This is a genomic window from Pseudomonas sp. B19125, assembly GCF_044218855.1.
Classification (GTDB): Bacteria; Pseudomonadota; Gammaproteobacteria; order Pseudomonadales; family Pseudomonadaceae; genus Aquipseudomonas; species Aquipseudomonas edaphica.
Window position 1 is genome coordinate 5,825,338 of sequence record NZ_CP162589.1, and the last position, 21,260, is coordinate 5,846,597.

The window sequence follows — 21,260 nt, forward strand, 5'->3', positions numbered from 1 at the left end:
ATTCCAGTTGCTATCCCACAAGCGGCAGTCACTGATAGTGTTACCGTCACAAGATAGTTCTGACATCGACCTACACATAGCAAGGCGCGTACCAGAGTGGTGGCTGAGTCGTTTCAGCCCTTGGTCAATAGAAAAACATTCAACGTTGCGACATTCTCTTAACAGATCAACCCGTCGCGCACCGTTCCGACGCACCCAATCGGAGCGCACGCACATATATGGAGCAGACATGACCGAACCCTTGATTCTTCAGCCCGCCAAGCCCGCAGACGCCTGCGTTATCTGGTTGCATGGCCTGGGTGCTGATCGCTACGACTTTTTGCCGGTGGCGGAAGCGTTGCAGGAAAGCCTGCTGAGCACCCGCTTCGTTTTGCCCCAGGCACCGACACGTCCGGTAACCATAAATGGCGGTTACGAGATGCCGAGTTGGTACGACATCAAGGCCATGAGCCCGGCTCGCTCGATCAGCCTGGAAGAGCTGGAAGCCTCGGCCAAAATGGTCACGGATTTGATCGAAGAACAGAAGAGAACCGGAATAGACGCTTCGCGAATTTTCCTCGCCGGTTTTTCCCAGGGCGGCGCCGTGGTTTTCCACACCGCCTTCCTTAAATGGCAGGGACCGTTGGGTGGCGTAATCGCCCTCTCGACTTATGCACCGACCTTCGGGGATGAGCTGGAGTTGTCCGCCAGCCAGCAGCGCATTCCAACGCTGTGCCTGCACGGCCAATACGACGACGTGGTGCAGAACGCCATGGGCCGCAGCGCCTACGAGCATTTAAACAGCCGTGGTGTCACCGTGACATGGCAGGAATACCCAATGGGTCACGAAGTGTTACCTCAAGAGATCGCCGATATCGGTGCCTGGTTGACCGCCCGGCTGGGCTGAAAACCACAGTTTATGTAGCCGTATGACAGACGCACTACGCCGCGCCCGTTTCTTGCATTACACTGGCCGGCGTACATTCCTTAACCAATTAATGAGATCACCGTGCTCAAAGCACTTAAGAAGATGTTCGGCAAAAGCGAGGCTGAGCCGCTCGCGCCAGTTCCCAGTGCTCCTGTGCCCTCCTCCGGCAGCCGCAATGACGGCCAACAGCCCGGCCGGACCGCACCTGCCGCACAGCCGCAGAAGCCAAAGGTGACCGCGCCCGAACAGGCCCAACCTGTAGAGGCAGCCCCCGCGCCGGCGCCGAAAGCGCCCCGTCGTGAACGTGCACCGAAGCCGCCCGTGACCCCGTGGAAACTCGAAGACTTCGTGGTTGAACCCCAGGAAGGCAAGACCCGCTTCCATGACTTCAAACTGGCCCCGGAACTGATGCATGCCATCCAGGACCTGGGCTTCCCGTACTGCACGCCGATCCAGGCGCAGGTGCTGGGCTTCACCCTCGCCGGCAAAGATGCCATTGGCCGCGCGCAGACCGGTACCGGCAAGACCGCCGCGTTCTTGATCTCGATCATCACCCAGTTGCTGCAAACGCCGCCGCCCAAAGAACGCTACATGGGTGAGCCGCGCGCACTGATCATCGCCCCGACCCGCGAGCTGGTGGTGCAGATCGCCAAGGACGCCGCCGACCTGACCAAGTACACCGGCCTCAACGTCATGACGTTCGTGGGCGGCATGGACTTCGACAAGCAGCTCAAGCACCTCGAAGCCCGTCACTGCGACATCCTGGTGGCCACGCCAGGCCGCCTGCTCGACTTCAACCAGCGCGGCGACGTGCATTTGGACATGGTTGAAGTGATGGTGCTGGACGAAGCCGACCGCATGCTCGACATGGGCTTTATCCCGCAAGTGCGCCAGATCATTCGCCAGACCCCGCCGAAAAACGAGCGCCAGACCCTGCTGTTCTCTGCGACCTTCACCGAAGACGTGATGAACCTCGCCAAGCAGTGGACAACCGACCCGTCCATCGTCGAGATCGAAGCGCTGAACGTTGCCAGCGAAAACGTTGAGCAACACATCTATGCCGTGGCCGGGGCCGACAAGTACAAGCTGCTCTACAACCTGGTCAACGACAACGGTTGGGAGCGCGTGATGGTGTTCGCCAACCGCAAGGACGAAGTACGCCGCATCGAAGAACGCCTGGTGCGTGATGGCGTCAATGCCGCGCAACTGTCCGGCGATGTGCCGCAGCACAAGCGTATCAAGACCCTGGAAGGTTTCCGCGAAGGCAAGATCCGCGTGCTGGTGGCCACCGACGTGGCCGGGCGCGGTATTCACATCGACGGCATCAGCCACGTGATCAACTTCACCCTGCCGGAAGTGCCGGACGACTACGTGCACCGCATTGGCCGTACTGGCCGTGCCGGGGCGGCGGGTGTTTCGATCAGCTTTGCAGGGGAAGATGACTCGTACCAGCTGCCGTCGATTGAGACGCTGCTGGGTCGCAAGATCAGCTGCGAAACGCCGCCGACGCACCTGTTGCGGGCTGTAGAGCGCAAACGCCCTTAATAGCTGAAATGCAGTAGGAAATGTGGGGGCTGGCTTGTGTGGGAGCTGGCTTGCCTGCGATAGCATCTCCTCGGTGCAACGGAAAAACCGAGGTGCCTGTATCGCAGGCAAGCCAGCTCCCACACAAGCCCAGCTCCCACATTTGGATCTCCATCGATCTTCAGCAGATGCTCACTTCCAACGCTCCGCCGCCGCGTGATCACTGCCCCGCCCTTCCACCCAGCGCGGGCCTTCAGGCGTGTTTTCCTTCTTCCAGAACGGCGCCCGCGTCTTCAAGTAATCCATCACAAACGCACAGGCATCAAACGCCGCCTGGCGATGCGCGCTGGCCGCCGCAACAAACACAATCGGCTCGCCCGGCTCCAGCGCGCCAATGCGGTGCAGCACTTCCAGCTTGAGCAACGGCCAGCGCTGCTCGGCTTCCACGCTGATCTTGGCCAGGGCTTTTTCGGTCATGCCGGGGTAGTGCTCCAGGAACATCCCGGACACATCGCGACCGTCATTGAAGTCGCGTACATAACCGACAAAACTCACCACCGCGCCCACGCCAACATTGGCGGCGTGCATGGCGTTGACCTCTGCGCCGGGGTCAAATGCCTCGGCCTGTACGCGAATGGCCATGCTCAGCCTCCAGTTACGGGCGGGAAAAACGCCACTTCATCACCGGCCTGCACCGGCTCGTCGAGGTCGCACAGTTCCTCGTTACGCGCGCACATCAAGCTGCTTTCGGTGAGGACTGCAAACGCAGGGTCTGCCGCCAACGCCAGTCGCACCGCATCGACGGTAGCGAACTCGCCTTCCATCTCCAGCGAATCGAAGCCTGTCGCTTCGGCGTAACGCGCAAAAAACAATACGTTGATGCTCATGCCTGGTCCGCCTTGAAATGCCCGCTTTTGCCGCCAAGCTTTTCCAGCAGGCGAATACTTTCGATGGTCATGCCACGGTCCACGGCCTTGCACATGTCGTAGATCGTCAGCGCGGCGACACTGGCGGCGGTGAGCGCTTCCATCTCCACGCCAGTCTGGCCGCTGAGTTTGCAGCGCGCGAGGATATGCACGGCGTCCACACCGTCGGCGCGCAGTTCGACCTTGACGCCGGTCAGCATCAGCGGATGGCACAACGGGATCAGGTCGCTGGTTTTTTTCGCCGCCTGGATCCCAGCGATGCGGGCTACGGCAAACACGTCGCCCTTGGGGTGGGCGCCGTCGACAATCATTTTCAGGGTTTCGGGCAGCATGCGCACCCGCGCTTCGGCCACGGCTTCACGGAACGTCACGGCTTTGTCAGTGACGTCGACCATGTGGGCGCGACCTTGGGAATCGAGATGAGTCAGCACAGGGATACTCCTGATCAGGAGCGGCAATTGTAAACCTGTGAGTCAATTTTGCGCAGGGCTGTTTATCCCATGAAAAAAGGGGCGCAAAGCGCCCCTTCAAATACCAACACTTGCGTTAGAACCGGAAAGTAAACCCGGCGTTGATCCCGTTGTTGTTACCCCGATTGGACAGCAAACCGCTGTAGTTCAACGACACCAGCGTGTCCTTGGTCAGGGCCATTTCCGCACTGGCCTTGATCACCGCGCCATCGCGGGCCACCGGCACACTATTGACCGCAAAGGCGTTGTCGCTGCCGGCAAACTTCAGCGAGGCGTCGCGATCGGTATCGCCAAACTGATGCTCCCAGCCCAACTCACCGCGCAACGTCACCGCCGAAGTCGAGCTGACTGGCAGTTGGGTATGCGCGCGCAGGCCCAAGGTGGAAAGCGTGGCGTCCTGGCTTTGCTTGCTGGCATGCAAGGCTGCGGCGCCGCCTTTTTCCTTGAACGAATCGCTCTGGTAGTTCAGGTAGGTCAGGTTGGCGAAGGGTTCGAACTGGTTCCATTGGGTGTAACCGATCTCGGCAAACACTTGGTCGGTGCGCGCGTTGTAGTCAGCTTTGTCGTAGTCCGACTGGTTGGCGTACGCCACACGGCGCGAGCTGTCGATACGGTGCCAAGTGGTGGCACCGCCCATGCGCAGGGCAATGGCGTCGAAGCGTTTACCGCCGTAGACCGACAGGTGATAGTTGTCACTGTCCGCCGATGCCGACTCGCCATTGAGATGGCTTTGGGTGTAGCCGGTGGCGGCGCCCACACGCCAGCCGTCGCCGACCTCGGTGTCGAGGCCCAGCAGCACGCCACTGGTAGACGAGGAGTAGCCGCTGGCGTTGTTGTCACCGCTGACGTTATTGCGCCCGCCCAGCAGCTGAACCCAGCCGCCGTTGTCGTGAGTGTCGATCTGCGCGCTGGAGTCCAGCGCCTGAGCCTGTTGCAGACGGCCGTTGACCGCTTCACGAATGTAACGGCTGTCCGCCATTTGCGCTGCGGCCACGTCCGAGTGCAGTTGCCCCGAGAGCTGCTTGAATGCGGCCTGTGCCTGGGCTGCCGAATCTGAAGCCAGCAGGCTTTCATACACCGGGCTGCCTGCGCCCAAGGCTTCGGCCGCCGTCGCCACGGCGCGTTCATTGCGGGTTTGCGCGATGCTGGCAAACGTCGTCTGGTTACGCGCCACCGCCAGGCTCAGTTGGTTCGGCTGATAGCTCAACTGCGTGCCGATAAACAGGTAGTTGGGCGTGATCGCTGCAAACTGGCCGTTGATGCCCTGGCTGGCCGTCAGGATGTTGAACTGCTGGCCCACCAGGCTACGGGCCTCAGTGGCAGACAGCAGGTTCGGGCTGTTTTCCAGGGATACGGTCACCACACCACCGTTAAGGGTGGCGACGCCGCTGCTTTGGATTTGATCACTTTGCCCGTTCGGGCCGACCTCCACGGCATACACCGAACCAGGGTTGAACGTCACGTCGCCGGTGTGCAGCGTGCCGATCGAATGGCCCGGCGCCACGCGCCCGCCTGTGTTCACGGTCAAGGCACCCACCGTGCCGTTACCGGCCAGTGTGCCGCCCAACGTGGTCATTACGCCGTTATCCGCATTGCGGGTGCCTACCGCGCTGCCATCCACGGTCACCGCGGAGGTCAACGAGCCGTCTACCGACAGCTTGCCGCCGCGTACCCAGGTGCTGCCCGAATAGGTGTTCTGGCCCTCGAGCACCAGTTCGCCGTCGCCGGACTTGGCCAGGCTGCCGACGTAGGTCGTGCCGGTGAGCAAATCCTTGCCGCGTGCCAGCGTCGCCTGTTCCCGGGCGTGGCCGATTTCATATTCAAACTGGTCATCGTCAGAGGCATTGGCGGGTAAGCCGTTGACCCAGCCTTTCTGTTGCTTGGTGGCGGCCCAGGTGGCTTGTTCGGCGGTGTCTTCTACACGGCGGGCGCGGATTGCCTCATCGGAAATCGGGTTGGCCCAGATATCGCGCGTACCACCCGGCAAGGCCACCGCCACCGAGCCGAGGAACTGCCCCGGCCCTTGCATGGCTTTTTGCAGGTTGGGCAAGCCCCAACCGCTGACCACGCCCGGCACTTGCGGCGTCCCTGGCGCGGCGTCGTGCACCGGTTGCAGGTTGTCGTAGGTGCGGCCACCGGTCAGGTCGCCCACCGGCGTATCGGGACCGTCCGGCGCTTGCAGGCTGGAGGTAGTCAGCAACACATCCCGCGCCTGGCTGGCGGTCATGTAAGGGAAGCGTTGAATCACCAGCGCAAGCGCCCCGGAGACGCTCGGCGCAGCCGCAGAGGTGCCGTTGGCGTTGGGGATAATTTCCCCTTCGGGTCCGGTGGACGGGATGCCTGAAACGCCCATCACGCACCACCACTTCGACGTGCCACAGCGGTTGTAGACCTGGGCGCTGGTCTCGTCGTAGCCGGTGATCGAGAGGAATTTGCTCTCGATATCGGGCTTGAAAAACGGCAGGTTGGCGTTGGTGTCCGGGTTGGCACCGTGGCTGTCGTTGCCCGCCGAGATAATCTGGATGAAGGTGTTTTGCCGCGCGGCGTCGGCCATCGCGTCCATCCAGGTTTTTTGCCCGGCATGGGCCTTGTCCCAGAACGGGCGATAGGCAGCGGTCATGTCGCGCAAATTATCGGCCGCGCTGTCGCCTACGTTGCCGAAGTGGTTTTCCACATCATTGCGCGAATTCTGACCCCAGCTCTGGTTGACGATCGAGACGTTCTTCGCCGCCAGCGCGTTGTAGCTGGCCATGAACGCGTTGTAGTCCAGGTCATTGGAGCCCTGGAAACGGTTGTCATCGGTGCCGCCGGTATTGGCGACAAAAATATTCGCATCAAACGCAATGCCATGCATGCCGGTGCCGTTGCGGCTGGCGCCCAGTACGCCGGACATCTCCGTGCCGTGACCGTCATTGATCTTCGGGTCGTACTCGCCGGAAATACTGAAGTGCTCGCCTTTTTGGAACTGGCCGTCCGGCGTGTCATGAATGTAACGCGGGTGGGTGGCGTAGTACTCGCCAGTGGAGGTCACTGCCTGCACTCGATCCTGGCCCTGGGCATTCTTGCCCTGGAACTCAAAGTGTTCAGTGAGGATGCCCGAGTCGAGCACGCCGACGTTCACGCCCTTGCCGGTCATGCCCAAAGCATAGGCGTAATACGCGTTGGTGCGGTCCAGGCCGGAGTTGACCTGGGCTTCGGGGGTTTTCCAGGTTTGCGCGTTGGCGCTCCAGTCACGGGTGGCGCCCGCCCAGGATTGGCCGGCATTCAGTTGCGCGTTGAGGTTGCTGCTCACGCCAGGCTCTACGTAGGTGTAGGGCTTGGCCGCCGGCAGGTTGGCGATAATGGCCTTGGAGAAGTCGAGAATATTGGTGGTATAGCGCCCGCTGTTGCTGAACAGCCGGCTGCGGTAGTAATCCAGGCGCGAGGCGTAGTCCAGCGGCCGCTTGGTATCGCCGAGCATGGCGCCGATGGTGAGGTTTTCCGGTTGCAGTTCGTAGTTTTGCTTGAGGGCCGAATCGAACTTGCCGGACTGTGCGGCAAAGTCCTTGGCGGCCAGGTCGACGATATCGGCGTAGGCGAACCGCAGGTTTTTATACACGTCGGTGTTGGGCCCAAATGAAGCAACGGCTTTCCTGAAGGCCGACTCCAGCACTGGCGACGTGTAGGGGTTGGCGTCATCGGCCCAGGCTATAGAGCCTTGTCCCAGCCATAAGGCCAAGCCGAGTGCGATGGGTGTAAGGGGTATCGATTTGGAGCCTGTAGCGCGCTTGCGTTTTTGCGACAAAGTGAAGCCATTACCTGCTGCGTCCATTTTCCTTTCCCTTTGGATATGTGCTTCGTCAATGAGCGATGTATCGGGCTTTTTGTAATAGGCAGGATCACGCGCAAGACCAACGCCGGGTCTTGAATAAATCGTCGAATCAAAGCGATCGCGTTTCGACGGGGTTACGCTGTTTTCTTATAGTTTTCGGCGATAAAAAATGTAACAAAATAATTACAAAGCCTACAAGCACCCAGGACGCATTAACGAAGACAAATGTCGCCCATAACAAAAACCCCGAACTTCGCGAGAAATTCGGGGTGTTTTGTGGCATTTAGCCACTAACTACAGCATGGGCGATTACAGATGGGATTCGGCGTACTCGGCCAGGATCGAACGAGGTACCCCTTGCAGCGCGATATGCACGCCGTTCGGGAAGTCTTTAAAGCGTTCCGTCAGGTAGGTCAGCCCGGAGCTGGTCGCGGACAGGTAAGGGGTGTCGATCTGTGCCAGGTTGCCCAGGCACACCACTTTGGAACCGGCGCCGGCACGGGTAATGATGGTTTTCATCTGGTGCGGCGTGAGGTTCTGGCATTCATCGATCAAAATCAGGCTCTGCTGGAAGCTGCGACCTCGGATGTAATTGAGGGATTTGAACTGCAACGGCACTTTGCTGAGGATGTAGTCGACGCTGCCATGGGTGTTTTCATCATCCATGTGCAAGGCTTCGAGGTTGTCGGTGATCGCCCCCAGCCACGGCTCCATTTTTTCCGCTTCGGTGCCGGGCAGAAAGCCGATCTCCTGGTCCAGGCCCTGCACGCTGCGGGTGGCGATGATGCGGCGATAACGCTTGGTCACCATGGTTTGCTCAATGGCAGCCGCAAGGGCGAGGATGGTTTTCCCCGAGCCTGCAGCGCCGGTCAGGTTGACCAGGTGAATGTCCGGGTCGAGCAGCGCATACAGCGCCAGGCTCTGGTAGATGTCACGCGGTTTCAGGCCCCAGGCTTCCTGGTGCAACAGGGGTTCCTGATGCAGGTCGAGGATCAGCAGCTTGTCGACCTGGATCTCTTTGATCCAGCCCACAAAACCCTGTTCGTCGATGATGAATTCATTGATGTGCACGGCCGGCAGGTTGTCGATCAACTGCACCTGGTGCCAGGTACGGCCATGGTCCTGACGGGTTTCGACCTTGCTGACAAGATCCCAGAAAGAGCCGGTCACGGTGTGATAACCCCGCGACAGCATCGACACGTCGTCGACGAGTTGGTCGGTACTGTAGTCCTCGGCAGCGATCCCACACGCTCGTGCCTTGAGGCGCATATTGATGTCTTTGGTCACCAGCACCAGGCGCAGGTCCTTGTCGCGCGCGTGCAGGTCGATCAATTGGTTGATGATTTTGTTGTCGTTGAGGTTTTCCGGCAGCAGGCTGTTGGGCTCGCTGCGCTTGCTCATCAGAATCGACAGCAAGCCCTTCGGCCCGCTTTTGCCACGCTGGATCGGCACGCCGACTTCAACGTCCTCGGGTGAGGCTTCGCCCAGGGTCTTGTCGATCAGGCGGATCGCCTGGCGGCATTCGGCAGCCACGCTGTGGTGCCCGCTTTTGAGTTTGTCGAGCTCCTCAAGCACGATCATCGGGATGGCGACGTGGTGTTCTTCGAAGTTAAGCAGTGCGTTTGGATCGTGGATCAATACGTTGGTATCAAGCACATAAAGGATTGGCTGGTCGGAAGAAGGGTTACGTCCATGATCATCCATACTCGGTCACCTTTGTGGGAGCCATTCGACGCAATACCTGGGCGGTGCTGCGCCTCGATTCGACCACCGACTGCACCTGAGTGACGTCAAGTGCAGTGCCCACATGAGGAGTCTTGGAAGACGCCACCTGTGTTGCAGGGTTCGGCGATCTGACTTCGTAATACCGCAAAACCCATGACAGGAAAAAGCACTTTGACGCTTTTTTGAAGTTTATTTTTCAGGATGACGAATAGCACTAGCCGAGTGCCAGTGACCCCGTTAAAGTCGGAAGTCCGCCTGCATCGAAATGTCGCACAAAATCACCCCTGAAATCCCCCATCCCTAACAGGGCCGGGCACTTCAGCGAAATGCCTCCCGGCAGTCCTGCCAACCCAAGCCACTTTGCGCCGTTGCCTGCAATAACATCGGCAAAGCCACCCGCGCCTTGTCCTGGGTGTCGTGAAACACGATCACGCCTTTGCGCCACAGCAGCATCAACGTCAGCACCCGTTGCGCCGATTCATCAGCCTTGAGCTTGCCCGGCTCGTCCTGGGAATCGATGTCCCACAACGCCACCTGCAAACCCTGGGATTGGAAGAAACCCTGGCTGTCGGCACGGCGCTGGCCATAGGGCGGGCGAAACAGCGGCACGTAGTTTTCCGGCATCAGGTTCTGCACCAGCGCAGCGCTGCGCGTAATCGAGCTTTGCCACTCGACCCAATGGCTGTGGGAGCGGTACTGCCAACCCTGGGTGCCTACGCACTGGCCTTGGTACAACGCCTGCACGTCACTGGCGGAACTGCGCTCCACACGGGTTTGCAAACTGCTGCCAAGGGCAAAGAACATGGCGTTCATCTTCTGCTTGCGCAGGTAGTCGGTGAGCCAGTCGGTATTGCCGCTGACCGGCGCCGGGCCGCCGTCGAAGGTCAGCAGGAACAGACGGTCGTTGAACTCGTCGCCATTGCGTTCGTGGTCACCAAAACGCAGCACTTCGCTGCTGATCTGCGGGAACAGCGCGGCTTTGCGCAGCAGTTCATCCAGGTAGCGTTCATGGAAGTTATGGCTGGGCCCGGCCCAGCCTATATAGAAGGAGTTATCGCTGACCTGGAACTTGCCCGCCTGCTCGCGCAGGTCGTCCATGTTTTCCACCAGGTAGCAGAACGAGGCGTCCTCTTCGCAGCTTTGCTGGGCGGCCGTGTAGTTTTCCAGCAGGCGCTGCCAGAGCTGGCGACGCAGGTCGTCTATGGCGGCGAGGTTGATATTTTTCAGACCAAGACGCTGCTTGAGGGCGGCCTCATCCTGGTTTTCGCTGGCCAGCAGGCTATGGGCAAACATCAGGATTTCAGCGCGCGAAGCGACATCGAACAGCGCCGGGCTGCTGAGCTTTTCGGGCCAGATGCCACGGTCCAGGCTGGCGACATCCACCGGCGCGGCGCTGGCGTTCAGGCACAGTAAGCAGGCTGACAATAATAGTGCTAGGCGCACGCAGGGTCTCCCTCTCCAGAGTTACCGCCCATCATAGCGGATCGTGCCTATCGCCATCATAGGTGGAGTCAAACCACTCAACCCCCTAGAATCCCTGCCACGATTACAGGAGCCAACTTCATGCTGATGGTGATTTCCCCCGCCAAAACCCTCGACTTCGAGTCAAAGCCGGCAACCCCACGCTTCACTCAACCGCAATACCTCGACCACTCCCAGGAACTGATCGAACAATTGCGCGAATTGAGCCCGGCGCAAATCAGCGAGTTGATGCACGTCTCCGACAAAATCGGCGGCCTCAATGCCGCGCGTTTCGGCAGCTGGACCCCGGCCTTCACACCGGCCAATGCCAAGCAGGCGCTGCTGGCGTTCAAGGGCGACGTCTACACCGGCCTGAATGCCGAAACCTTCAGCGATGCCGACTTCAGCTACGCCCAGGACCACCTGCGCATGCTCTCGGGCCTCTACGGCCTGCTGCGCCCGCTGGACCTGATGATGCCGTACCGCCTGGAGATGGGCACCAAACTGTCCAACGCCCGCGGCAAAGACCTCTACGCATTCTGGGGCACGCGCATCAGCGAATGGCTCAATGAAGCGCTGGCCGAACAAGGCGACGACGTGCTGCTCAACCTGGCCTCCAACGAGTACTTCTCGGCGGTCAAGCGCACGGCTCTGAACGCACGGATCATCAACACCGAGTTCAAGGACCTGAAGAACGGCCAGTACAAGATCATCAGCTTCTACGCCAAAAAGGCGCGGGGCATGATGAGCCGTTTTGTGATTGAAGAACGCATCAATGATCCTGCCAAACTGAAGCAGTTTGATGTGCAGGGTTATCGCTTCAATGCGGAGCAGTCCAAGCCGGATAATTTGGTGTTCCTGCGCGATCACGCACCGGAATAGCGCCCGCTCTCACGCTGTAGTTCAACTGTGGGAGCTGGCTTGCCTGCGATAGCTGTGGGTCAGTCAGTATTTCTTTACCTGACACTCCGCTATCGCAGGCAAGCCAGCTCCCACATTTTTGTCTGCATTCCACGTCGAAAAAGTCATTTGTTTGACGTCAAAAAATCCGCAGGCAGATTCCTAACGAATCTTTCACTCGACATTCGTCATTTTTTTTCGTAGTGGCACCACTTTTTTCAAACACTAGTGGCACAAAACTATCCCCTCTCTTCAACTCCCCATATCCACTCGCCCAAATAGCAAGTGCTATCAATATAGTACCAGTGCCATCTTTTCTAATATTTCAAGAAATTTCCGGAAACAGGATGAGCGGCCAGGAACTTCACCCTAAAGCACCGCTCATACCACCGGTAACGAAATTCTCTGTTGCTGTAAGAGATGACTTACATGACCAACCCACGGAAGTAGCAAAGTTGTCATATTTCAACTTTGACTCAGGAGTCATATTGCCAATTGATTAGTTGATAGCGGCGACAAGGATGAATCGCCACGCACTGTAAGGCCAAGGCCAAGCTTCCCCTAATGGGTCAGTGATACAACCCAAGGCATTGATATTTAAAGGCTATCAGCCTCTATCAAGGCCCTGAGGCACTGACGCCAGGCCCTTCTCCCAGGAAGGCCGGCTGCATTTCAGGGCAAGCTCCAATAACAAGGCCACGTTGCGCACACCTTGGGTGCACTTATTAGTCACTCGTCATTAAACATGCCTGCACGCGGTAAGTCGGCGTCTATTCGCCCAACTTTCGCGGCATCAGTGACGCTTGCAAACATGAACTCCAGCCATCTAATGGCCTGTATTAAACAAAGAGGTAATTGCGATGCGCATCAGCATATTTGGTTTGGGTTACGTTGGCGCAGTCTGTGCCGGTTGCCTGTCTGCCCGTGGCCATGAAGTGGTCGGCGTAGACATCTCCAAGGATAAGATCGACCTGATCAACGCGGGTAAATCGCCGATCGTTGAACCGGGTCTGGGCGAACTGTTGAGCCAAGGCATCGCAAACGGTCGACTGCGCGGCACTACCAACTTCGCCGACGCCATCCGCGATACCGACCTGTCGATGATTTGCGTGGGCACGCCGAGCAAGAAAAACGGCGACCTGGAACTCAACTACATCGAAGCGGTATGCCGCGAGATCGGTTTTGTCCTGCGTGACAAAACCACCCGTCACACCATCGTAGTGCGCAGCACCGTATTGCCAGGCACCGTAGCCAATGTGGTGATCCCGATCCTGGAAGACTGCTCCGGCAAAAAAGCCGGTGTCGACTTCGGCGTGGCGGTGAACCCTGAGTTCCTGCGTGAATCCACCGCCATCGCCGACTACGACTTGCCACCGATGACCGTCATCGGCGAATTCGACAAAGCCTCCGGCGATGTCCTGCAGTCGCTGTACGAAGAACTCGATGCACCGATCATCCGCAAGGACATCGCCGTCGCCGAGATGATCAAGTACACCTGCAACGTGTGGCACGCCACCAAGGTCACCTTCGCCAACGAGATCGGCAACATCGCCAAGGCCGTCGGCGTCGATGGCCGTGAAGTGATGGAAGTGGTGTGCCAGGACAAGACCCTCAACCTGTCCCAGTACTACATGCGCCCAGGCTTCGCGTTCGGCGGCTCGTGCCTGCCCAAAGACGTGCGCGCCCTCACCTACCGCGCCAGCTCGCTGGACGTGGAAGCGCCGTTGCTCAACTCGCTGATGCGCAGCAACGAATCCCAGGTGCAGAACGCCTTCGATATCGTCGCCGGCCATGACAAACGCAAAGTCGCCCTGCTGGGCCTGAGCTTCAAGGCCGGCACCGACGACCTGCGCGAAAGCCCGCTGGTGGAACTGGCGGAAATGCTGATCGGCAAGGGTTTTGACCTGAGCATCTACGACAGCAACGTCGAATACGCCCGTGTCCACGGCGCGAACAAGGACTACATCGAAGGCAAGATCCCGCATGTGTCGTCCCTGCTCAATTCCGACTTCGACGACGTGATCAACAACTCCGACGTGATCATCCTCGGCAACCGTGACGAGAAATTCCGTGCCCTGGCGCACAACGCACCTCACGGCAAACAGGTGATCGACTTGGTGGGCTTCATGTCCCAGGCCACCAGTGTCAGCAGCCGTACCGAAGGCATTTGCTGGTAACAGCGACGGCAAGTTTCGGGTTGCACGTGTCTTTATCCCCAGCGCGTGCAGCCTGAAGCCTCCTTCCCTTCCGGATGACGCTTATGTCCAAGTTAAAACATGTATTACTGCAATCGGCCGGCTGGTTGTTCTTCCTCAGCCTGCTGATGGGTCTCGCCCTGCTGTTGCCGGCGAGTACGTTCGACTCGCAGTCGAAGAATTTTATTTTCCTGATTGGCGCCGTCGGTATCTGGCGCTACTCGATGGGTGCTACGCATTTCTTTCGCGGCATGCTGTTCCTGTACGTGGTCTACCCGCACTTGCGCCGCAAGGTGCGCAAGCTGGGCAAGGCGGCCGACCCGTCCCACGTATTCCTGATGGTCACCAGTTTCCGTATCGACGCGCTGACCACCGCGCAGGTCTACAGCTCGGTGATTCGCGAAGCCATCGAGTGCGGCTTCCCAACCACCGTGGTGTGCTCGCTGGTGGAGATGTCCGATGAGCTGCTGGTGAAAAGCCTGTGGGAACGCATGAACCCGCCGGAGCGCGTAAAGCTCGACTTCGTGCGCATCGCCGGCACCGGCAAACGCGACGGCCTGGCCTTCGGTTTCCGCGCTATCTCGCGCCACCTGCCGGATGACCGCGCCGTGGTGGCGGTGATCGATGGCGACACCGTGCTCGCCGAAGGTGTAGTGCGCAAGACCGTGCCGTGGTTCCAGCTGTTCGGCAATGTCGGTGGCCTGACCACCAACGAATTCTGCGAAGTACGCGGCGGCTACATCATGAGCGAATGGCACAAGCTGCGCTTCGCCCAGCGCCACATCAACATGTGCTCCATGGCCCTGTCCAAGCGCGTACTGACCATGACCGGGCGTATGTCGGTGTTCCGCGCCAACGTGGTGACCGACCCCGGCTTTATCGCCGACGTGGAAAGCGACTCGCTGCAACACTGGCGCCTGGGCCGCTTCAAGTTTTTGACCGGCGATGACAAGTCGAGCTGGTTCAGCCTGATGCGCCTGGGCTACGACACCTTCTACGTGCCGGACGCCGCAATCCACACCGTGGAACACCCGCCGGAAAAGAGCTTTATCAAGGCCAGCCGCAAGCTGATGTTCCGCTGGTACGGCAACAACCTGCGCCAGAACTCCCGCGCCCTGGGCCTGGGTATGCGTCGGTTGGGCCTGTTCACCAGCATCGTGTTGTTCGACCAGCGCGTATCGATGTGGACCTCCCTGCTCGGCCTGACCGTGGCGATCATCGCCACCTTCAAATACGGCGGCGCGTTCATCCTCGCGTACCTGCTGTGGATCGGTATCACCCGCCTGATCCTGACCCTGCTGCTGTCGTGCTCCGGCCACAAGATCGGCCCGGCCTACCCGGTGATTCTGTATTACAACCAGATCATGGGCGCGCTGGTGAAGATCTACGTGTTCTTCCGCCTTGATCAACAGTCCTGGACCCGCCAGGACACCAAACTGACCCGCGATTTGGCCAGCTTTCAACGTTGGTTCAACACCTGGTCGTCTCGGACCATGACCTTCTCCGCCGGCAGCATTTTCGTCGCCGTGTTGCTGATGATGGTCTGACCCAGCCAAGCCTGAATTAACTAGGAAATCGAACATATGAACAGCCCAGTAAACGCCAACGTTGTCCACGAATCCGAAGCCCAGCGCCAACATGCCCGGGTCAAAATCCCGGCCAAGCTGCGCTTCTTCAACACCGACCGTACCCAGACCGAAGCACGGGTGATCGACCTGTCCGCCGGTGGCCTGGCGTTCACCGCCACCCAGCCGCTGACCGTCGGTGAAGTGCACAAGGGCCGCCTGCAGTTCGTGATCGATAACCTCGGTTTGGCGATGGATGTAGAGCTGCAGATTCGCTCCTACGACCGCCAGAGCGGCCGCACCGGTTGCCAGTTCCAGAACCTCGACGCCCAGGATATTTCCACCCTGCGCCACCTGATCACTTCGCACCTGTCCGGCGACATCGTGACCATGGGCGACGTGCTGGCCACCCTGCAACGCGACAACTTCACCAAGGCGCGCAAGGTCAAGGACGGCGGTAGCGGCATGACCGCGTTCGGCCGCCTGCGCGCGGTGGTGTTCAGCGCCGGGATCTTCATTGTCGGCCTCGCCGCGTTCGGTTTTGTCTTCAAGTCGGTGTACGGCATGTACTTCGTCAGCCACGCCCAGGCCGGCCTCGTCAGCGTGCCCGGCATGAACGTGACCATGCCGCGCGACGGCACCGTGCAGAGCCTGCTCAAAGGCGACGCGGTTGCAGCCAAAGGTGCGCCACTGGCGACGTTCAGCACCAGCATGCTCGATGTGCTCAAGGGCCATCTGGACGAAGACCAGCTGCAACCGGCCAAGGTTGAAGAGCTGTTCGGCAAGCAAATGACCGGCACCCTGACCTCGCCGTGCGATTGCGTGGTCGCCCAGCAATTGGTCGCCGACGGCCAGTACGCCAGCAAGGGCGATGTGATCTTCCAATTGGTGCCACGCGGCAGCCAGGCCAATGTGGAAGCGCGCTTTACCTATCGCCAGTTCGCTGACGTACGCCCAGGTACCCAGGTGAACTTCCAGGTCGCCGACGAAGAACAGATCCGTACCGGCACCATCGTCAGCAGCACCAGCCTGAACAGCGCCGACTTGTCTTCAGACATTCGCGTGCAGATCAAGCCGGATGCGCCGCTGGACAGCACCTATGCCGGCCGCCCAGTGGAAGTCACCAGCGACCGCGGCCCTTCGCTGAACTGGCTGATCGATAAAGCCATGGCTCACGGTCTGTAAGCGGAGGACATGCCTGTGAACCCTATTTCAAGCACAACACAGAGCACTGTGGGAGTCGGGCTTGCCCGCGATGGGATCGACTCGGTGCACCTGAAAGACCGAGTTGCCCGCATCGCAGGCAAGCCAGCTCCCACACAGAGCGGGTCGCACTTCGCCTCTGCATTCTGCACATTGGCACTGGCGGTCAGCCTCGCCGGTTGCGCCGGCCTGCCCGACCAGCGCCTGGCCAACGAAGCGTTGAAGCGTGGCGACACGGTCACCGCCCAACAGAACTACCAGCAGTTGGCAGGCCTGGGCTACAGCGAAGCCCAAGTCGGCCTCGCTGACATCCAGGTCACCACCCGCGACCCCGAGCAGATCCGCCAGGCCGAGGCCACTTACCGCGCGGCCGCCGATACGTCGCCGCGAGCCCAGGCACGTCTGGGCCGCCTGCTGGTGGCCAAACCCGGCGCAACCGAAGCCGAACAGCACGAAGCCGAAGGCCTGTTGAAAAAAGCCTTTGCCAATGGCGAAGGCAACACCCTGATCCCACTGGCGATGCTGTACCTGCAATACCCGCACAGCTTCCCCAACGTGAACGCCCAGCAGCAGATCAGCAAATGGCAAGCGGCGGGTTATCCGGAAGCCGGCCTGGCCCAAGTGCTGCTATACCGCACCCAGGGCACCTACGACCAGCACCTGGATGATGTGGAGCGCATCTGCAAGGCGGCGCTGAACACCACCGATATCTGCTACGTCGAGCTGGCCACGGTTTATCAGAAGAAAGCCGAGCCGGAAAAACAGGCCGAACTGCTCAAGCAGCTCGAAGCCGGCTACGCCCGTGGCACCGTCACCGCCCAGCGCGTCGACAGCGTAGCCCGCGTATTGGGTGATGCGACACTCGGCCAGCCGGATGAAAAAACCGCCCAGGCGCTGCTGGAAAAAATCGCCCCCGGCTATCCGGCCTCCTGGGTCAGCCTGGCGCAACTGCTCTACGACTTCCCCGAACTGGGCGACGTCGACCAGATGATGAAGTACCTGGACAACGGCCGCGCCGCCGACCAGCCGCGCGCCGAGCTGTTGCTGGGCAAGCTCTACTACGAAGGCAAATGGGTACCGGCAGACGCCAAGGCTGCCGAAGCGCATTTCGAGAAAGCCGTGGGCCGTGAAGTCGCCGCCGATTACTACCTCGGCCAGATCTACCGCCGTGGCTACCTGGGCAAGGTCTACTCGCAAAAAGCCCTCGACCACCTGCTGACCGCTGCACGCAACGGCCAGAACAGCGCCGACTTCGCCATCGCGCAATTGTTCTCCCAGGGCAAGGGCACCAAGCCCGACCCATTGAACGCCTATGTCTTCAGCCAATTGGCCAAAGCCCAGGACACGCCAGAGGCCAATGACCTGGCCACGCAGCTCGAAGCCCCGCTCACGCCTGAGCAACGCGCCGAAGGCCAACGCCTGGTGCAACAGGAACTGGCCACGCGCGGCACCCTGGCCCAGAGCACGCTGCAACTGCACGCCCTGCAAGAAGAAGACGGCGAGGAATCCCTATGAAGCTCAACCCATTCGTCAAGGCCGGTATCGGCCTGACCTTCGCCCTGCTGTGGTCGTGCCCGACCCTGGCCGCGCTGACCGAAGCCAAAAACTTCGGCCTGGAAGTCAAAGCCACCGCACAGTCCGAAGATGACCGCGACCTCGGTACGCAAAAAGGCGGCGACGTCAACGGCATCGGCCTCGACCTGCGCCCGTGGGTCTACGGCGAAAGCGGCGCGTGGAGCGCCTACGCCATGGGCCAGGCGGTCGTGTCGAGTGACATCATCGAGACCGACCCCCTGCAACAATCGGCCGATGACGAAAATCAGCAAACCACCAACAACGACCGCAAGTCCAAGAAAAACTACCTGGCCATGCGCGAGTTCTGGGTCGGCTACAGCGGTTTCACGCCTTACCCGGGCGAGCTGCTCAAGCTGGGTCGCCAACGCCTGCGCAATGACGACGGCCAATGGCGCGACACCAATATCGAAGCGCTGAACTGGACCTTCGATACCACCCTGCTCAAGGCCAATGTCGGCGTTGCCGAACGCTTCAGCGAATACCGCACCGACCTCAAGGAGCTGTCGCCCAAGGACAAGGACCGCCAGCACCTCTACGCCGACGCCGCCTACCAGTGGACCCCAGGCCAGTGGATCGGCTTGCGCGCCCACCACACCCATGACAACGGTAAGCTCGACTACCCGGAACCGGGCGTGGCGACCGACTCGTTGGACAAGCGCGAAAACGGCGACCTGACCTGGCTCGGCATCGAAGCCAACAGCGACGCCTACAACTGGCGCAACACCAACACCGTCAACTACTGGGCCAGCGTCACCGGCATGAAAGGCAACCGCGACACGGTCAACGCCCTCAACGCCGACGGCACCCGCCCAACCCAGGCCAAGCGCAGCGACGACGTGAATGGCTGGGCCACTGACATCGGCGTGCGCCTGCGCCTCGACCCGCAGTGGCAAGTCGGTGCGGCCTATTCCCGTGCCAGCGCCGAGTACGAGCAGAACGGCTTGCAAAGCAACCGTTCGAACTGGACCGGCACCCAGTCCCGTGTGCATCGCTTTGGCGAGGCGTTTCGCGGTGAGATGAACAACATGCAGTCCATGAGCCTGTTCGGTTCCTGGCAGCTGCGCGAGGACTATGACGCCAGCCTGGTCTATCACAAGTTCTGGCGCGTGGACGGCAACAAGCCGGTGGGCAGCAACGGCATCGATGCGGTGCAGAACAACACCGACGACGTGACCGGCGCGATCCTGTCCAGCACCTCGTTACCGCTGGAAGACGGCAAAAAAGACCTGGGTCAGGAGATGGACCTGGTGGTCACCAAGTACTTCAAAAAGGGCCTGTTGCCGGCCGCCCTCAGCCAGTCGATCGACGAGCCGTCGGCACTGGTGCGCTTTCGTGCAGGCGTGTTCAAGCCGGGCGATGCCTATGGCAGCCAGGTCGACTCGTACATGCACCGCGCGTTTGTCGACGTGATCTGGAAATTCTGATGGGAGCCTGCGCAATGAATGCTCAAAGCCTACTCGTCGCGGCAATGCTGATGGCCAGCGCCACAGCGTTTGCCGATACGGCGGCCAAGGCGCCGACCATCGCCAAGGAACTGCAACAGGCCAAGACCTACACCATTTCCAGCCCGCCCACCGCGCCGCTGGAACTGCCCAAGCCTGCGCTGCCCGACCTGACTGGCTACACCGCAGCGGCGATGGAAAAGAAGATCGTGCGCAGCAAACCGGGCAAAGTCAGCATCCGCCGCATGATGCAGGAAGACGCGCTCAAGGACTTTATCGGCGGCGATAACAAGATGGCCGAATGGGTGGTACGCCAGCACGGCATTCCCCAGGCGATCTTTGTCGACGACGGCTACCTGAACCTCAAGGACCTGCTCGGTAAAGTGCCCAAGCAGTACCTCAGTGAAACCTCGCCGGGGGTGTTTCTGGCCAAGCTGCCGATTGTGGTCGGGCGCAAAGGCATCCTCGACATCGACAAGAAGACCCAGGAGCTGCGCCTGTCCCAGCAAGCCGGTTCGTTCCTGATCAACGACGGCCAGCTGTTTGTGCGTGACACCAAAATCACCGGCTGGGACGAAAAGACCAACGGCCCGGCGCTGTTCAAGTCGCCCAAGGAATTCCGCCCGTTCCTGCTGGCCTGGGGCGGCACCGAAACCTACATCTCCAAGACCAAGATGGCCAGCTTTGGCTACGCCAACAGTAAGTCTTACGGCGTGAGTATTTCCCAGTACACGCCGAACATGGCCAAGGTGCTCAAGCGCGCGGAACCGACCGGCTGGATCATCGATTCCGAGTTCTCGGACATGTGGTACGGCTTCTATTGCTACGAGACCACGGGCTTTGTGATCAAGGGCAACACCTACAAAGACAACATCGTCTACGGCATCGACCCGCACGACCGTTCCCACGGCCTGATCATTGCCGACAACACCGTCTACGGCACCAAGAAAAAGCACGGGATCATCATTTCCCGTGAGGTCAACGACAGCTTCATCTTCAACAACCGCAGCTACGACAACAAGCTCTCGGGCCTGGTGATCGACCGTAACAGCGTCAACAACCTGATCGCCGACAACGAGATCTACCGCAACCACACCGACGGCATCACCCTCTATGAGAGCGGCGACAACCTGTTGTGGGGCAACAAGGTCATCGCCAACCGTCGCCACGGCATCCGCGTGCGCAACAGCGTGAACATTCGCCTGTACGAGAACTCCGCCATGGCCAACGGGCTGACCGGCGTGTACGGGCACATCAAGGATTTGACCAACACCGACCGCGACATCGCCCTCGACCCGTTTGACGCGAAAGTCTCGCTGATCGTGGTCGGCGGCGAGCTGGCCGGCAACGGCAGCGGGCCGCTGTCGATTGATTCGCCGTTGAGCATCGAGCTGTACCGCGTGTCGATGCTGGCGCCGACCAAATCCAGCGGCATCAGCTTTGCCGGTGTGCTGGGCGATCGCCAGGAAGAGATTCTCGACCTGCTGGTGCGCCAGCAGAAAGCCGTACTGATCGACCCTGTCGAACGCCAGACCCAAATGCAGGACTGAGGATGA

At 60.1% G+C, this 21,260-nt stretch carries 15 protein-coding genes; 9 read left to right on the forward strand and 6 right to left on the reverse strand.

Annotated elements, in window-relative coordinates:
- The first annotated feature begins 229 nt into the window (after positions 1-229).
- Both AB4P96_RS26650 and rhlB read left to right on the forward strand, forming a co-directional pair.
- Complete coding sequence (locus tag AB4P96_RS26650; RefSeq protein ID WP_017135203.1) at positions 230-886, forward strand: alpha/beta hydrolase; 657 nt, start codon at positions 230-232, stop codon at positions 884-886.
- Positions 887-982: 96 nt separating this feature from the next.
- A complete protein-coding gene (rhlB, locus tag AB4P96_RS26655) occupies positions 983-2,452 on the forward strand; it encodes an ATP-dependent RNA helicase RhlB (RefSeq protein ID WP_026013543.1) in 1,470 nt (489 codons plus the stop codon).
- Positions 2,453-2,623: 171 nt separating this feature from the next.
- Here rhlB and moaE read toward each other — a convergent pair whose 3' ends face one another.
- The 6 genes from moaE to AB4P96_RS26685 form a co-directional block, all read right to left on the reverse strand.
- Positions 2,624-3,073 carry a molybdopterin synthase catalytic subunit MoaE gene (gene moaE / locus AB4P96_RS26660; protein ID WP_056858940.1) on the reverse strand — a complete coding sequence of 150 codons (450 nt, stop codon included), beginning with the start codon at positions 3,071-3,073 and terminating at the stop codon, positions 2,624-2,626.
- Between the two features lie 2 nt (positions 3,074-3,075).
- Positions 3,076-3,318 carry a molybdopterin converting factor subunit 1 gene (gene moaD / locus AB4P96_RS26665; RefSeq protein WP_099548429.1) on the reverse strand — a complete coding sequence of 81 codons (243 nt, stop codon included), beginning with the start codon at positions 3,316-3,318 and terminating at the stop codon, positions 3,076-3,078.
- The gene (gene moaC / locus AB4P96_RS26670) at positions 3,315-3,788 is read right to left on the reverse strand and encodes a cyclic pyranopterin monophosphate synthase MoaC (RefSeq protein WP_017135207.1); all 474 of its coding nucleotides are present in this window, start codon (positions 3,786-3,788) and stop codon (positions 3,315-3,317) included. The genes moaD and moaC overlap by 4 nt, the downstream gene beginning before the upstream one ends.
- Before the next feature lie 115 nt (positions 3,789-3,903).
- The gene (locus tag AB4P96_RS26675) at positions 3,904-7,638 is read right to left on the reverse strand and encodes an autotransporter serine protease (RefSeq protein ID WP_017135208.1); all 3,735 of its coding nucleotides are present in this window, start codon (positions 7,636-7,638) and stop codon (positions 3,904-3,906) included.
- Positions 7,639-7,947: 309 nt separating this feature from the next.
- Positions 7,948-9,342 (reverse strand): PhoH family protein, encoded by a 1,395-nt coding sequence (locus AB4P96_RS26680; protein WP_012722339.1) that lies wholly within the window; start codon positions 9,340-9,342, stop codon positions 7,948-7,950.
- A 339-nt stretch (positions 9,343-9,681) separates the two neighbouring features.
- Positions 9,682-10,806, reverse strand: coding sequence for a polysaccharide deacetylase family protein (locus tag AB4P96_RS26685; protein WP_395600295.1), 1,125 nt, complete (start codon positions 10,804-10,806; stop codon positions 9,682-9,684).
- 120 nt (positions 10,807-10,926) lie between these two features.
- Between AB4P96_RS26685 and yaaA the strand changes: the two genes are divergently transcribed.
- The 7 genes from yaaA to algG all read left to right on the forward strand — a co-directional run bounded on the left by yaaA (position 10,927) and on the right by algG (position 21,254).
- Entirely contained in the window at positions 10,927-11,706 is a 780-nt protein-coding gene (gene yaaA, locus AB4P96_RS26690; protein WP_395600296.1) for a peroxide stress protein YaaA, read from the forward strand.
- An 878-nt stretch (positions 11,707-12,584) separates the two neighbouring features.
- A complete protein-coding gene (locus AB4P96_RS26695; protein ID WP_017135212.1) occupies positions 12,585-13,901 on the forward strand; it encodes a nucleotide sugar dehydrogenase in 1,317 nt (438 codons plus the stop codon).
- Positions 13,902-13,984: 83 nt separating this feature from the next.
- On the forward strand, positions 13,985-15,466 hold the full coding sequence (gene alg8, locus AB4P96_RS26700; RefSeq protein ID WP_032865428.1) for a mannuronan synthase: 1,482 nt from the start codon (positions 13,985-13,987) through the stop codon (positions 15,464-15,466).
- 36 nt (positions 15,467-15,502) lie between these two features.
- On the forward strand, positions 15,503-16,669 hold the full coding sequence (locus AB4P96_RS26705) for an alginate biosynthesis protein Alg44 (protein ID WP_017135214.1): 1,167 nt from the start codon (positions 15,503-15,505) through the stop codon (positions 16,667-16,669).
- A gap of 9 nt (positions 16,670-16,678) precedes the next feature.
- On the forward strand, positions 16,679-18,202 hold the full coding sequence (gene algK / locus AB4P96_RS26710; protein WP_395600297.1) for an alginate biosynthesis TPR repeat lipoprotein AlgK: 1,524 nt from the start codon (positions 16,679-16,681) through the stop codon (positions 18,200-18,202).
- Entirely contained in the window at positions 18,199-19,686 is a 1,488-nt protein-coding gene (locus AB4P96_RS26715) for an alginate export family protein (protein WP_017135216.1), read from the forward strand. Before algK ends, AB4P96_RS26715 begins: the two co-directional genes overlap by 4 nt.
- Positions 19,686-21,254 carry a mannuronan 5-epimerase AlgG gene (algG, locus tag AB4P96_RS26720; protein WP_395600298.1) on the forward strand — a complete coding sequence of 523 codons (1,569 nt, stop codon included), beginning with the start codon at positions 19,686-19,688 and terminating at the stop codon, positions 21,252-21,254. Before AB4P96_RS26715 ends, algG begins: the two co-directional genes overlap by 1 nt.
- Positions 21,255-21,260 lie beyond the last annotated feature (6 nt).

What these genes read in the sequence shown, in the direction of transcription:
- AB4P96_RS26650 (WP_017135203.1), top strand. Translation starts at nt 230, where the DNA reads ATGACCGAACCCTTGATTCTTCAGCCCGCCAAGCCCGCAGACGCCTGC.
- moaE (WP_056858940.1), bottom strand. Translation starts at nt 3,073, where the DNA reads ATGGCCATTCGCGTACAGGCCGAGGCATTTGACCCCGGCGCAGAGGTC.
- moaD (WP_099548429.1), bottom strand. Translation starts at nt 3,318, where the DNA reads ATGAGCATCAACGTATTGTTTTTTGCGCGTTACGCCGAAGCGACAGGC.
- AB4P96_RS26675 (WP_017135208.1), bottom strand. Translation starts at nt 7,638, where the DNA reads ATGGACGCAGCAGGTAATGGCTTCACTTTGTCGCAAAAACGCAAGCGC.
- AB4P96_RS26680 (WP_012722339.1), bottom strand. Translation starts at nt 9,342, where the DNA reads ATGGATGATCATGGACGTAACCCTTCTTCCGACCAGCCAATCCTTTAT.
- yaaA (WP_395600296.1), top strand. Translation starts at nt 10,927, where the DNA reads ATGCTGATGGTGATTTCCCCCGCCAAAACCCTCGACTTCGAGTCAAAG.
- AB4P96_RS26695 (WP_017135212.1), top strand. Translation starts at nt 12,585, where the DNA reads ATGCGCATCAGCATATTTGGTTTGGGTTACGTTGGCGCAGTCTGTGCC.
- alg8 (WP_032865428.1), top strand. Translation starts at nt 13,985, where the DNA reads ATGTCCAAGTTAAAACATGTATTACTGCAATCGGCCGGCTGGTTGTTC.
- AB4P96_RS26705 (WP_017135214.1), top strand. Translation starts at nt 15,503, where the DNA reads ATGAACAGCCCAGTAAACGCCAACGTTGTCCACGAATCCGAAGCCCAG.
- algK (WP_395600297.1), top strand. Translation starts at nt 16,679, where the DNA reads ATGCCTGTGAACCCTATTTCAAGCACAACACAGAGCACTGTGGGAGTC.
- AB4P96_RS26715 (WP_017135216.1), top strand. Translation starts at nt 18,199, where the DNA reads ATGAAGCTCAACCCATTCGTCAAGGCCGGTATCGGCCTGACCTTCGCC.
- algG (WP_395600298.1), top strand. Translation starts at nt 19,686, where the DNA reads ATGGGAGCCTGCGCAATGAATGCTCAAAGCCTACTCGTCGCGGCAATG.